This window comes from Streptomyces vulcanius (assembly GCF_042653945.1).
In the GTDB taxonomy this organism is placed as follows: Bacteria; Actinomycetota; Actinomycetes; order Streptomycetales; family Streptomycetaceae; genus Streptomyces; species Streptomyces mangrovi.
The window spans coordinates 226,454-238,945 of sequence record NZ_JBHSFK010000013.1 but is presented as its reverse complement, the minus strand read 5'-3'; the positions used below and the strand labels follow the sequence as shown (position 1 = coordinate 238,945).

The following is a 12,492-nucleotide window of genomic DNA, read 5'->3' as shown; positions in this document are numbered from 1 at the left end:
GCCTTGTCCGCACGCCGGGGACCGCGAGTAGGGCGGGGCGCAAGGGGCGTTTCGGCCGCTCTGGCGCCGGAGCGCCGCGTCTCAGTATGCGCGCGCGACAACGGCGACGTTACCGGGCGCGTCCTCGTCGTCCGGCACCGACCCGTCCTCGGCGACCAGACACCGTACGGTCACCGCGTGCTCGGCGAGCCGGGTCTCGCCCTCCGCGCCCAGGGTCGCCCACGGGATGCGCGCCCACTGGCCGGCGCCGGCCGCCTCGACGGCCTCCCCGATGGTGGCCACGTCCGCCGTCCGGGACTCCCGGCGCTCACGGGACTGCCGCAGCAGCAGCGCCTGGTCCTCCTCGAGCAGCCCGGGCAGCAGGTCGACGACGCCGTCGACGGCCACCGCCTCCTTGCCTCCCGGAATCCGGCGGACCAGTGTCACCGTGCCGTTCTCCAGGTCGCGCGGCCCGACCTCGACACGTACCGGCACGCCCTTGAGCTCCCAGTCGACCGCGCGCCGTCCGAAGGGGAGGTCGGTGCGGTCGTCGACCCGGACGCGGATGCCGGCCGCCCTCAGCCGGTCGCCGAGTTCGCGGACCTTGGCCAGAACCGCCTCGTCGTCCTTGACCGCGAGTACGACGGCCTGGATCTGCGCCAGCCGCGGCGGCACCCGCAGCCCGTCGTCGTCACCGTGGGTCATCACCAGGGCGCCGATCATGCGGGTCGTCGAGCCCCAGGAGGTCTGCCAGACGTAGTCCTGCGAGCCGTCCTTCGACGAGAAGCGGGTGTGGAACGCCTTGGCGAAGTTCTGGCCCAGTTCATGGCTGGTGACCATCTGGAGCGCCTTGCCGTCGCCCATCATGCTTTCCAGGGTGAGCGTGTTGACCGCCCCCGCGAACCGCTCCCGCACCGTCTTTCGGCCGGAGACGAAGTCCATGGCGAGGACGTTCGTCAGGAAGTCGCCGTAGACCTCGCGCTGGATGCGCGCGGCGAAGTCACGGGCCTCCTCGTACGTGGCGTGCGCGGTGTGCCCCTCCTGCCACAGGAACTCCGAGGTGCGCAGGAAGAGCCGGGGCCGCAGCTCCCAACGGACCACGTTGGCCCACTGGTTGATCAGCAGGGGCAGATCGCGGTAGCTCTGCACCCACTTCGAGAAGTACTCGTTGACGATGGTCTCGGAGGTGGGCCTGACCACCGCCGGCTCCTCCAGCTCCTTGCCGCCGCCGTGGGTGACCACGGCCAACTCCGGTGCGAAACCCTCGACATGGTCGGCCTCGCGGGTGAGGTACGACTGCGGGATCAGCAGCGGGAAGTAGGCGTTCTCGGTACCGGTCTCCTTGATGCGGGCGTCCATCTCCGCCTGCATCCGCTCCCAGAGGCCGTATCCGTACGGTCGGATGACCATCGTGCCGCGCACCGGACCGTTGTCGGCGAGTTCCGCCTTGCTGATCAGGTCTTGGTACCAGCGGGGGAAGTCGTCCGCCCGCGGAGTGAGCACCGGAGCCTTGGCCATGGCGAGATGGTACGGGTCCAGGTTGCCGGGATGTGAATTCTCGCCACTGGCGCAGCCGCCGCACAACCGGGCACCCGTGACCCCTGGACGCGACCGCGAACGGGGAGTTACCTGGCTTACGGGGGAAGTGCGAGGCACTGCACGGGGGCCACCCGATCAAGCACGACGACAACCACTCGGCGGATTGGGGCGCTTATTCATGACACCTGTGCTCGTGCGGCAGCACCTTCCTCAGGCGGGGCCGGTGCCCCGCGCGGACCTGGGTGCACGCGCGCGTGACTGGTCCGAGATCCAGGAGCGGATGCTGGTCCCGCTCTACGAGGCCGTCTACGAGCGACTGGACGTGGGATTCCGCACCCGGCTCCTCGCCCTCGGCTGCGGCTCCGGGCTCGCCCTGCTGATGGCCGCCCGCAGAGGCGCGGCCCTCACCGGGGTCGAGCCGTCCTCCCCGCAGCGGCTGGCCCTCGCACACGAACGGCTGGCCACCGGGGCGTCACGGGCACACACGCGTGGCGGCGTCCGGCTCACCGACTCACTGGCCGAGGACACAGCAGGCTCGCAGACACCCTCGTACAACCTGGTGACCGCCTTCGAACCGATCGGCTGCCTCGCGGACGACGCGGAGGGGCTGGCCGGTGTGCTCACGGCCGCGACACCGCTCGCCGAGCCCGGCACGCCGGTGGTGCTGGCCGGCTGGGGCCCGCCGGAGCGCTGCGCGACCTCGGCCGTGCTGCGGGCGGTCGCGGGGCGGGCCGAACCGCCGGGACACCAGGCGCTGCGCCCTGCCCTGCGCGACGACCTGGAGGAGGTCGCCCGGCGTGCGGACCTCGGGCCGGACGGATCCGGCCGGGTGGCCTGCCCCTTCGGCTACGCCGGCGTCGAGAGCGCCGTCAGGGGGCTGCTGTCCACCGGTCTGTGCGACGCGGCGATCGTGGCGACCGGCCAGGAGCAGATCGAGAAGGAGCTGACGGAGGCGCTGCACCCCTACCGGCGGCCGGACGGCACGGTGTGGATGCCGAACGTGTTCCGCTACCTGATCGCCCGCACGCCCTAACCGGCGTGCTCCTTGTGGAGCCGCGCGATGCCCGCGATGCGGTACGCGTCCGCCTCCTCCAGCGTCTCGTTCGCGAGCAGGGCCTGGGCGAGGGCGTCCAGTTGGCCGCGGTGGTCGCGCAGTTTGCGGCACGCCTCCTCGTAGCACTCGTCGACGATGCGGCGCATCTCGTGGTCGATGACGTCGAGGGTGCCGGGGGCGGCGGCGAGCCCGTAGGCCTGCTGGGCGTCGTTCGGGAGGGCGGAGAGCCGGCCGACGCGCTCGCTCATGCCCCACCGCGCGACCATGCCGCGCGCGATGTTGGTGACCTGTTCGAGGTCGTTCTCGGCACCGGTCGTGACGACCCCGTAGACCACCTGCTCGGCCGCCATCCCGCCCAGGGCGCCGATGATCCGGCCGCGCAGGTAATCCTCGGTGTACGCGTACCGGTCGGCCTCCGGTGTCGACAGCGTCACGCCGAGCGCGCGTCCGCGCGGCACGATGGTGATCTTGCGGACGGGGTCGGCGCCCGGCTGGAGCATGCCAAGGAGGGCGTGTCCGCTCTCGTGGTAGGCCGTTCTGCGCCGTTCGTCCTCGGGCATCACCAGCGGCCGTTCCGCGCCGAGCTGGACCTTCTCCAGGGCCTCCGAGAGGTCGCCCTGGGTCACCCGGTCCTGCTGGCGCTTGACCGCGAGGAGGGCCGCCTCGTTGGCGAGGTTGGCCAGGTCGGCGCCGGTCATGCCGGGGGTGGTGCGGGCGACGTGCGCCAGGTCCACGCCCTCGGCGAGCGGGATGTCCCGGGTGTGGATCTCCAGGATGGCCTCCCGGCCGCCGCGGTCCGGGGGCGAGACCATCACCACCCGGTCGAAGCGGCCGGGGCGGGTCAGTGCCGGATCCAGGACGTCGGCGCGGTTGGTGGCCGCGACGACGATCACGCCCTCCGAGCCGGAGAAGCCGTCCATCTCGGTCAGGATCTGGTTGAGGGTCTGCTCGCGCTCGTCGTGGCCGCCGACTCCGCCGCCCCCGCCGCGGGCCCGGCCGATGGTGTCGATCTCGTCGATGAAGATGATCGACGGCGCCACCTTGCGGGCCTCCGCGAACAGCTCACGCACGCGTGACGCGCCGACGCCCACGATCATCTCGATGAACTCGGAGGCCGACGCCGAGAAGAACGGCACCCCCGCCTCTCCGGCGACCGCCCGCGCGAGCAGCGTCTTGCCGGTGCCGGGCGGGCCCGCGAGCAGCACGCCCCGGGGCATCCTGGCGCCCATGCGGCGGTAGGCGTCGGGGTTCTTCAGGAAGTCCACGACGTCGTTCAGCTCGCCCTCGACCTCGTCGATTCCGGCCACATCCGCGAAGGTCGTGCGCTTCTCCCCCGGGATCAGCTCCACGGGCCTGGGCGGGCCCCTGCGGCCCAGCATGCCGCCCACGCCGCCCGGCCCGGCGCCGCGCATCCGCCGGGCGACGAACACCCACACGGCGATCAGCACCACCATCGGCGCCAGCGAGATCAGCAGATTGGCCAGGAGGCTGCGGTGCTGGACGACCGGCTCGGCCGTGACGGTGACGTTGTTCCTGGTCAGCTCCTCCCAGATCCGGTCGTCGGCGAAGGACGGCCGCTGGGTGTGGAACTTGGTGTACTCCTCGCCGCCGTCGGGGTTCTTCCGCTCCTTCTTGAGCTGCCCCTGGATGGCGTCGCCCTTGGCGTAGATCTTGCTGACGTTGCCCGCGTCGACCTGCTTGCCGAACTCCGTGTACGAGACGGTCGGCCCGTCGTCCTCGTCGAAGAACGACAGCGCGATGTTGGCGATCAGGAACACGAGCAGCGCGGTGAGCGCCAGACCCCACCAGCCGCCGCGTATCCGCCGCCCGCCCGGGGGCCGCTTCTGCGGCTCCTCGGGGGTGCCCTCGGTACGCCAGGGCTGGTCGGGCGACTTCCGTGGCGGCGCGGGGTTGGTCATATCGGGACGTTACGACACAGACCAACCCTTGGCACGCGCAGCGACGGGTGGGCTCAGCTCATGAACCCCGGGCTCAGCCCATGAACTTCTTGAACTCGTCCGGCAGCTCGAAGTCCTGCGCGCCCTGCTGCGGCAGTCCCAGCGCGTTGCCGCCCTGCGCCTGGGCCTCGCGGCGCTGGGCCGCCTCCAGCTCCTGCTGCTTGCGCTTCATCGGGTTGCCGGAGCGCTGCTTGCCCTTGGCCTGCTTCGGCTGCTTCTTCGTCCGGCCGGGGCCGCCGCCCATGCCCGGCATCCCGGGCATCCCCGGCATGCCGCCGCCCTGGGCCATGCGGGACATCATCTTGCGGGCCTCGAAGAACCGCTCGACCAGGCCCTTCACCGCGCTGACCTCGACACCGGAGCCCTTGGCGATACGGGCGCGGCGCGAGCCGTTGATGATCGTCGGGTCGTGGCGCTCGCCGGGGGTCATCGACTTGATGATCGCGGCCGTGCGGTCGACGTCACGCTCGTCGAGGTTGTTGATCTGGTCCTTGATCTGCCCCATGCCGGGCAGCATCCCGAGCAGCTTCGAGATGGAGCCCATCTTCCTGACCTGTTCCATCTGGGACAGGAAGTCGTCCAGGGTGAAGTCCTGGCCCTTCTTGGACGCCAGCTTGGAGGCCATCTTCTGGGCCTCTTCCTGGCTGAACGTCTTCTCCGCCTGCTCGATCAGGGTGAGCAGGTCACCCATGTCGAGGATGCGGGAGGCCATCCGGTCCGGGTGGAACGCGTCGAAGTCCTCGAGCTTCTCGCCGTTCGACGCGAACATGATCGGCTTGCCAGTGATCTGCCGGATCGACAGGGCGGCGCCGCCGCGTGCGTCGCCGTCGAGCTTGGACAGCACCACGCCGTCGAAGCCCACGCCGTCACGGAAGGACTCGGCGGTGTTGACGGCGTCCTGGCCGATCATCGCGTCGACGACGAAGAGGATCTCGTCGGGCGAGACGGCGTCCCGGATGTCGGCGGCCTGCTGCATCAGCTCGGCGTCGATACCGAGCCGGCCGGCGGTGTCCACGATCACGATGTCGTGGACCTTGGACTTCGCGAACTCCAGGGAGTCCTTGGCGACCTGCACCGGGTCGCCCACGCCGTTGCCCGGCTCGGGCGCGTAGACCGCGACGCCCGCGCGCTCGGCGACCACGCTGAGCTGGTTGACGGCGTTGGGGCGCTGGAGGTCACAGGCGACGAGCAGCGGCGAGTGGCCCTGCTCCTTCAGCCAGCGGCCGAGCTTGCCCGCGAGGGTGGTCTTACCGGCACCCTGGAGACCGGCCAGCATGATCACGGTGGGCGGGGTCTTGGCGAACCGCAGCCGACGGGTCTCGCCGCCGAGGATCGTGACGAGTTCCTCGTTGACGACCTTCAGGACCTGCTGGGCGGGGTTCAGCGCCTTGGAGACCTCGGCGCCGAGGGCACGCTCCTTGACGTTCTTGATGAACGTACGGACGACCGGCAGGGCGACGTCGGCCTCGAGGAGGGCGATGCGGATCTCCCGCGCGGTGGCGTCGATGTCCGCCTCTGAGAGCCGTCCCTTGCCGCGCAGGTTCTTGAAGGTCGCTGAAAGGCGATCGGAGAGAGTATCGAACACGGCGGCGTCGGTCCTCGGGGTCGGTGGCGGTGTGAGCGTCTTCCAGGGTATCCCGGCGGGGCAGAACCACGTCACGGTCGGGCCGAAGCAACCCGGTTCCGCCCTGCGCCGGCCTCAACCCCGCAGGGTCTCCTCCAGTTTGCGCGCCATGGTCCCCGCCTCGTCGGGCGGCAGGGGCAGGCCCTTGGCGCCGGTGACGTAGAACGCGTCGACCGCGTTGGCGCCCAGGGTGCTGACGTGCATGCTGCGCACCCGCACCCCCTCGTCGTCGAGCGCGGTACCGATCCGGAACAGCAGGCCCGGCGCGTCCTGGGCGCGGACCTCGATCACCGTGGCGTGCCGGGAGGCCGCCGGAGCGACCGTCACGCGCGCGGGGGGCGCCACGACGCCGCGCCGCCGGGGGTAGGCCGCGTCGCGTTCCGCGAGCCGTCCGGCGATGTCCAGGGAGCCGTCCAGGGCGCGGACGAGGTCGGCGCGCAGCCGGGCGGCCTGGGGCAGGGAGCCGTACTGGGCGGCGACCCGCCAGTTCAGCAGCAGGACGGAGCCCTCGACACCGTCCGGAAGTTCCAGGGCGCGCAGTTCGGCGGTGCGGACCGTCAGCCGGTGCACGGCGAGTACGCCGGCCACCGCGGGCAGCACACCCTCCTGGTCGGGTACGGCGATGAGCAGCTCGACGCCGAGCGGCTCGGGGTCGCCGACGGGCTGCTCCTCCGTGGGCGGTTCGGTCTGGGCGCGCAGGGCGAGGACGGGGCTGCCGGTGGCGATGGCCTCGATGGCGAGCCGTTCCTGCTCGGCGGTGGTCGCCGCGGCGGCCGCGGGCTCGTCGGGTTCGTCCCCGGCGAGGACCGCCGCGACCCGCTTGACCAGGTCGGCCACGAGCGAGCCGCGCCAGGAGGACCAGGCGGCGGGGCCGGTGGCCAGCGCGTCGGCCTCGGTGAGCGCGTGCAGCAGTTCGAGGGTGCTCTGCGAGCCGACGGCCTCGGCGACCGAGCGGACGGTGGCCGGGTCCTCCAGATCGCGCCGGGTCGCTGTCTCGATGAGCAGCAGGTGGTGCCGTACGAGCGTGGCGAGCACCGTCACGTCCGCGCGGTCGAAGCCGATGCGGGCGGCGACGTCCTTGGCGATGATCTCGCCGGCCACGGAGTGGTCGCCGGGCCAGCCCTTGCCGATGTCGTGCAGCAGGGCGGAGACCAGCAGGAGGTCGGGGCGGCCGACGCGGCGGGTGAACTCGGAGGCGCGGACGGCGGTCTCGATGAGGTGCCGGTCGACGGTCCAGATGTGCACGGCGTTGCGCTGCGGCCGGCAGCGCACCCGCTCCCAGTCGGGGAGCAGCTGCGTGATCAGGCCCTCGGCCTCCAGCGCCTCCCAGACGTCGACGGTGGGCCGGCCCGAGCCGAGCAGGGTGACGAGCTGTTCACGGGCCTCGGCGGGCCAGGGTGTGGGCAGCGGGCGCACGGTGGCGGCGAGGCGCCGTACGGCGTGCAGGGAGAGCGGGAGGCCGGCCTGGGCGGCGGCGGCAGCGGCGCGCAGCGGCAGCACGGGGTCGCGTTCGGGGCGTGCGGCGCGGGCGAGTACCACCTCGCCGTCCTGCTCCACGACTCCCTCGGCCAGCGGTGAGCGCTCGGGGACGGGCTTTCCACCGCTCAGCATGGCGCGCAGCCGCGGCTTCACGGCGCGCGAGCGCAGTACGCGCCCTACTTCGCGCCAGGTGACATCGCTCGCGTAGGCGATGACGCGCGCCGCCTCGTACACCTGCCGCAGCAGGGTGTCGGCGTCGAGGAGGCCCAGTTCGGCGGCGACCTGGTCCTGCTCCTGGAGGGCCAGGCGGTCGGTGGCCCGGCCGGTCGCCAGGTGGAGGGCGTCGCGGACGTCGAGGAGCCGGCGGCGGGCGTCGTCGAGACCCTCGCGGGGCGCGTCGGCGAGCCAGGAGGCGGCGACCGCGCGCAGGGCGGTGGCGTCCCGCAGGCCGCCGCGGGCCTCCTTGAGGTCGGGTTCCAGCAGGTACTGCAGTTCGCCCTGGCGCTCGGCTCGCTCGGCGCACAGTTCCTGGAGTTCGGGCAGGCGCTTGGGCGCCTGGTTGCGCCAGTCGGCGAGGACGGTGGTGCGCAGTCCCGCGGTCAGCCCGAGGTCGCCGGCGAGGTGGCGGGCGTCCAGGAGACCGAGTTGGACTTTCAAATCCTCCCCGGCGGTCTTACGGGCCTCCGCCGGGGTGCGCACGGAGTGGTCCAGGGCGAGGCCGAGGTCCCAGACGGGGTACCAGAGCCGGTCGGCGACGGCGGCGACCGCCTTGTGGTCTCCGCCGTCGTGCAGGAGCAGCAGGTCGAGGTCGCTGCGTGGGGACAGCTCACCGCGCCCGTAGCCGCCGACGGCGACCAGGGAGACGCCCTTGACGTCCTGGGAGGCGGCGGTGAACAGCCCGGCAAGCCATTCGTCCGTCAGTTCGGAGAGGGCAGCACGGCGCGGCGGCCCGGTCCGCGCCCCCTCGGTGAGGAGGCGCAGCCGGGCCGCCGCGTAGCCGCTGGGTCCCGAGTCCTCTGCTTCGCTCTGCACGTCCGTACTCGTCACCCAGCGACTCCTGTTCTGTTCTTCCGTCAGAGCGCGTCCGGGCCGCGCTCACCGGTGCGGACCCGTACGGCCGTCTCGACCGGGAGGGACCAGACCTTGCCGTCACCGATCTTGCCGGTTCGGGCCGCCTTGACGATGACGTCGATGAGACCCTCGGCGTCGTCGTCCTCGGCCAGCACCTCGATGCGGATCTTGGGGACCAGGTCGACCGTGTACTCGGCGCCGCGGTAGACCTCGGTGTGGCCCCGCTGACGACCGTAGCCGCTCGCCTCGGTGACCGTCAGACCGTGGACCCCGAAGGCCTGGAGGGCCTCCTTGATCTCGTCGAGCCGGTGGGGCTTGACGACGGCGGTGATGAGCTTCATGCGTCCACCTTCTTGCTGTCGGCGCCGGCACCGGCGGGCACTGCGTTGCGGGCGGCACCACCACCGGCGCCGCTGAAGTCGTACGCGGTCTCGGCGTGCTCGGCCTGGTCGATGCCGGAGATCTCCTCGTCCTCACTGACCCGCATACCGATGGTCTTGTCGAGGAGGAAGGCGAGGATCGCGGAGACGACCAGGGAGTAGCCGAGGACGGCGAAGACACCGGCGCACTGCTTCCAGAACTGGTCCAGGCCGCCGCCGTAGAAGAGGCCCTCGACGTCGGACTGGCCCTTGCCGCTGGCGAAGAAGCCGATCAGCAGGGAGCCGACGACACCGCCGACCAGGTGGACGCCGACGACGTCCAGGGAGTCGTCGTAGCCGAACTTGTACTTGAGGCCGACCGCCGCTGCGCAGGCGACACCGGCGATGACGCCGACCGCGATCGCGCCCATCGGGGAGACCGCGCCACCGGACGGGGTGATCGCGACCAGACCGGCGACCGCGCCGGAGGCTGCGCCCAGCGTGGTGAACGCGCCGTGGCGGATCTTCTCGTAGGCGAGCCAGGCGATCATGGCGGCGGCGGTGGCGATCTGCGTGTTGACGAACATCAGCGGGCCGACGCCGTCGTCGTTGCCGAGCCACGAGCCGGCGTTGAAGCCGAACCAGCCGAACCACAGCAGACCGGCGCCGAGCATGACCAGCGGCATGCTGTGCGGGCGCATCGGGTCCTTCTTGAAGCCGACGCGCTTGCCGATGACGAGGATCACGCCGAGCGCCGCGGCACCGGCGTTGATGTGGACCGCCGTACCACCGGCGAAGTCGATCACTCCGAGTTCGAAGGCCCAGCCTCCGGTGCCCCAGACCCAGTGCGCGACCGGGAAGTACACGATCGTCGCCCACAGCACGACGAAGATCGACCAGGCGGTGAACTTCACCCGGTCGGCGATCGCACCGCTTATCAGGGCCGGCGTGATGATCGCGAACATCATCTGGAAGACGGCGAAGACGAAGACCGGGATCGTGTACCCGGACCAGATGTCGGCCTTGTCGATGCCGGTCCAGCCGACGAAGTCCGACTCCCAGCCGATGATCGAGCCATGGTCCGTGCCGAACGCCATGGAGAAGCCGTAGAGCACCCACAGGATGGTGACGATGCCCATGCTGATGAAGCTCATCATCAGCATGTTGAGGGTGCTCTTGACGCGGACCATGCCTCCGTAGAAGAAGGCGAGGCCCGGGGTCATGATCAGCACCAGAGCGGAACAGATGAGCATGAAGCCTGTGTTGGCGGCAGACAACTTGTCTGCGGCAAGCGTGATGGCTGGTGCCATCGGCGTCTCCTCGTCGTAGGTACGGCCCCGTGCGGGCGAAGCCAGAAAGCGGTCATGAGGGGTGGGCCGGTTATGCGCCATGAGATTGACGCAGCGCGGTTTCGTTGGAAGCCCCTCGTTGTTTCGCCACCGTGACGAAGGCGCCCTGCACGTTACGGCTGAGTGAACTGCCTGATGTCCACCGAGCGGATCGTTATCGTGGCGCAACCTTCCGGGAGGGAAGGAAACCGGCCGCGGTCGGCCTTCCGATGACCTGGCATGGGGGAGCCGAGTCGGGCAGTTCGGGAGGGCCGGCCGCGGCCGGGGTTCAAGGGTTTTACCCCGTTGGTCAGACCGCTTCGGCGGTCTCCGGCAGCTCGATCGTGAGCCGCTCGGTCAGGTCCACGACCTCGGAGAGATCACCGAAATCGCGTACGGCGCTGTCGACGGTCTTTCGAATACGAGTGTTGACGCGCTCGGAGCGCACTTTCTTGGCCTCCTGCATGGCCTGGGTGGCGAGCAGGGCGCTCTGCCCGGGCTCGCGCTGCAGCAGATGGACGGTGGCCATGCCGATCAGATTCAGCACGTACGACCGCTGGTGGTCGCCGTCCGAGGCGAACAGCTCGACGGCCTTCTGCATCAGCGGCTCGGCGAGCGAGGCGTACGCGGGGCTGCGTCCTGCGACATAGGCGAGGTCGCGGAAGGAGTGGCTGTTCTCGCCGTACAGCTCGGCCTCGGAGAAGAAGCGGATCCAGTCGGGGTCCGGCTCGTCCCACTCGCCCGCGTCGGCGAAGGTGTCCTCGGCCATCCGCACCGCCCGTTTGCACCGGCCGGGCTGGCCCATATTGGCGTAGGCGCGGGCCTCCATCGCATACAGCATGGACTGGGTGCGCGGGCTCGCGCAGTCCCGGCTGCCGTACTGCGCGAGGTGGATCAGTTCGAGGGCGTCCTCGGGCCGTCCGAGGTGGATCATCTGGCGGCTCATGCTGGACAGGACGTACGAGCCGAGCGGCCGGTCACCGGCCTCCTTGGCGGCGTGCAGGGCGAGGACGAAGTACTTCTGCGCCGTCGGCTGGAGCCCTACGTCGTAGGACATCCAGCCGGCGAGTTCGGCCAGCTCGGCAGCGACCTTGAAGAGCTTCTTCGCGGTGGCCGCGGGCTGGGGCTCCTGGAGCAGGTCGGTCACCTCGTGCAGCTGTCCGACGACCGCCTTGCGGCGCAGACCGCCGCCGCACTGGGCGTCCCACTGCCGGAACATCACGGTGGTGGACTCCAGCAGGTCCAGCTCGGGCCGGGACAGCCGGCCGCGGGCCCGGCTGGTGGGGACGGACTCCGGTTCCGGGAGCGGGGCGGGCGGCGTGGGGACGAGCCAGCGCTGCATGGGCTCGATGAGGGTGGGGCCCGCGGACAGGGCCAGCGAGGTTCCGAGGAAGCCGCGCCGCGCCAGCATCAGGTCGCTGCGCGAGAACTCGCTGAGCAGGGACACCGTCTGCGGGCCCGTCCAGGGCAGGTCGACGCCGGTCGCGGAGGGCACCGGGCGGGCGGCGCGCAGACCGAGGTCCTCGACGGACACGACACAGCCGAACCGCTCGGAGAACAGCTCGGACAGGATCCTGGGGATGGGCTCGCGGGGGTTCTCGCCGTCCAGCCAGCGGCGCACGCGGGAGGTATCCGTGGAGATGTGGTTGGCGCCCAACTGCCGTGCGCGGCGGTTCACTTGCCGGGCGAGTTCACCCTTCGACCAGCCGCTGCGCACGAACCACGAAGTGAGCAGCTCGTTCGAGCGCTTGTCCGCGCTCGCAGCGTTGTTCCCGCTACCGCCGTTGCCGCTCACTGGAACGCCCCCATCCCTAGAGACCACTTGTCACCGAGTGCGCCAAGCCTTATCAGAATGCCGGTAAATACGGCCCTCCGTACGGTACTTGTCACCCTTCGAACGGAAAGGCGACTTGCCTCCGGCATACCCGCAAGGCCATGTGCCCCCAGGACCCGCACACTCAAAGTAATCCTACGATCACGGCCTCAGCCACGACGATCCCGGAAACGCCACCATTCGCCACCCCTTCGAATGAACTAACGATGACCCGTAGGCGATTCACTTGACACATGACGGCCGGAAGCGGGCGGAACGGAGCACTCA

The 12,492-nt window shown here is 70.7% G+C and carries 8 protein-coding genes; 1 reads left to right on the top strand and 7 read right to left on the bottom strand.

Annotated features, from left to right (window positions below; translation table 11 throughout):
- Positions 1–81: 81 nt before the first annotated feature.
- The gene (gene proS, locus ACFPIH_RS21760; protein WP_381174638.1) at positions 82–1,497 is read right to left on the bottom strand and encodes a proline--tRNA ligase; all 1,416 of its coding nucleotides are present in this window, start codon (positions 1,495–1,497) and stop codon (positions 82–84) included.
- Between the two features lie 199 nt (positions 1,498–1,696).
- Between proS and ACFPIH_RS21755 the strand changes: the two genes are divergently transcribed.
- A complete protein-coding gene (locus ACFPIH_RS21755; RefSeq protein WP_381174636.1) occupies positions 1,697–2,551 on the top strand; it encodes a class I SAM-dependent methyltransferase in 855 nt (284 codons plus the stop codon).
- On the opposite strand, the gene ftsH is transcribed toward ACFPIH_RS21755, so the two are convergent.
- From ftsH to nsdA, 6 genes are all read right to left on the bottom strand, one after another.
- Positions 2,548–4,491, bottom strand: a complete 1,944-nt coding sequence (gene ftsH, locus ACFPIH_RS21750) for an ATP-dependent zinc metalloprotease FtsH (RefSeq protein ID WP_381174634.1) — start codon at positions 4,489–4,491, stop codon at positions 2,548–2,550. The two genes, ACFPIH_RS21755 and ftsH, sit on opposite strands and share 4 nt — an antisense overlap.
- Positions 4,492–4,564: 73 nt before the next feature.
- Positions 4,565–6,115 (bottom strand): signal recognition particle protein, encoded by a 1,551-nt coding sequence (gene ffh, locus ACFPIH_RS21745; protein WP_381174629.1) that lies wholly within the window; start codon positions 6,113–6,115, stop codon positions 4,565–4,567.
- A 114-nt stretch (positions 6,116–6,229) separates the two neighbouring features.
- A complete protein-coding gene (locus ACFPIH_RS21740; RefSeq protein ID WP_381174627.1) occupies positions 6,230–8,680 on the bottom strand; it encodes a [protein-PII] uridylyltransferase in 2,451 nt (816 codons plus the stop codon).
- Positions 8,681–8,706: 26 nt separating this feature from the next.
- Positions 8,707–9,045 carry a P-II family nitrogen regulator gene (locus ACFPIH_RS21735; RefSeq protein ID WP_006379495.1) on the bottom strand — a complete coding sequence of 113 codons (339 nt, stop codon included), beginning with the start codon at positions 9,043–9,045 and terminating at the stop codon, positions 8,707–8,709.
- Positions 9,042–10,373, bottom strand: a complete 1,332-nt coding sequence (locus ACFPIH_RS21730; RefSeq protein ID WP_381174625.1) for an ammonium transporter — start codon at positions 10,371–10,373, stop codon at positions 9,042–9,044. The genes ACFPIH_RS21735 and ACFPIH_RS21730 overlap by 4 nt, the downstream gene beginning before the upstream one ends.
- 328 nt (positions 10,374–10,701) lie before the next feature.
- Positions 10,702–12,186, bottom strand: a complete 1,485-nt coding sequence (gene nsdA, locus ACFPIH_RS21725; RefSeq protein ID WP_381174623.1) for a transcriptional repressor NsdA — start codon at positions 12,184–12,186, stop codon at positions 10,702–10,704.
- Positions 12,187–12,492 lie beyond the last annotated feature (306 nt).

Coding starts and splice junctions, on each gene's coding strand:
- proS (WP_381174638.1), bottom strand. CDS start 1,497: ATGGCCAAGGCTCCGGTGCTCACTCCGCGGGCGGACGACTTCCCCCGC.
- ACFPIH_RS21755 (WP_381174636.1), top strand. CDS start 1,697: ATGACACCTGTGCTCGTGCGGCAGCACCTTCCTCAGGCGGGGCCGGTG.
- ftsH (WP_381174634.1), bottom strand. CDS start 4,491: ATGACCAACCCCGCGCCGCCACGGAAGTCGCCCGACCAGCCCTGGCGT.
- ACFPIH_RS21735 (WP_006379495.1), bottom strand. CDS start 9,045: ATGAAGCTCATCACCGCCGTCGTCAAGCCCCACCGGCTCGACGAGATC.
- ACFPIH_RS21730 (WP_381174625.1), bottom strand. CDS start 10,373: ATGGCACCAGCCATCACGCTTGCCGCAGACAAGTTGTCTGCCGCCAAC.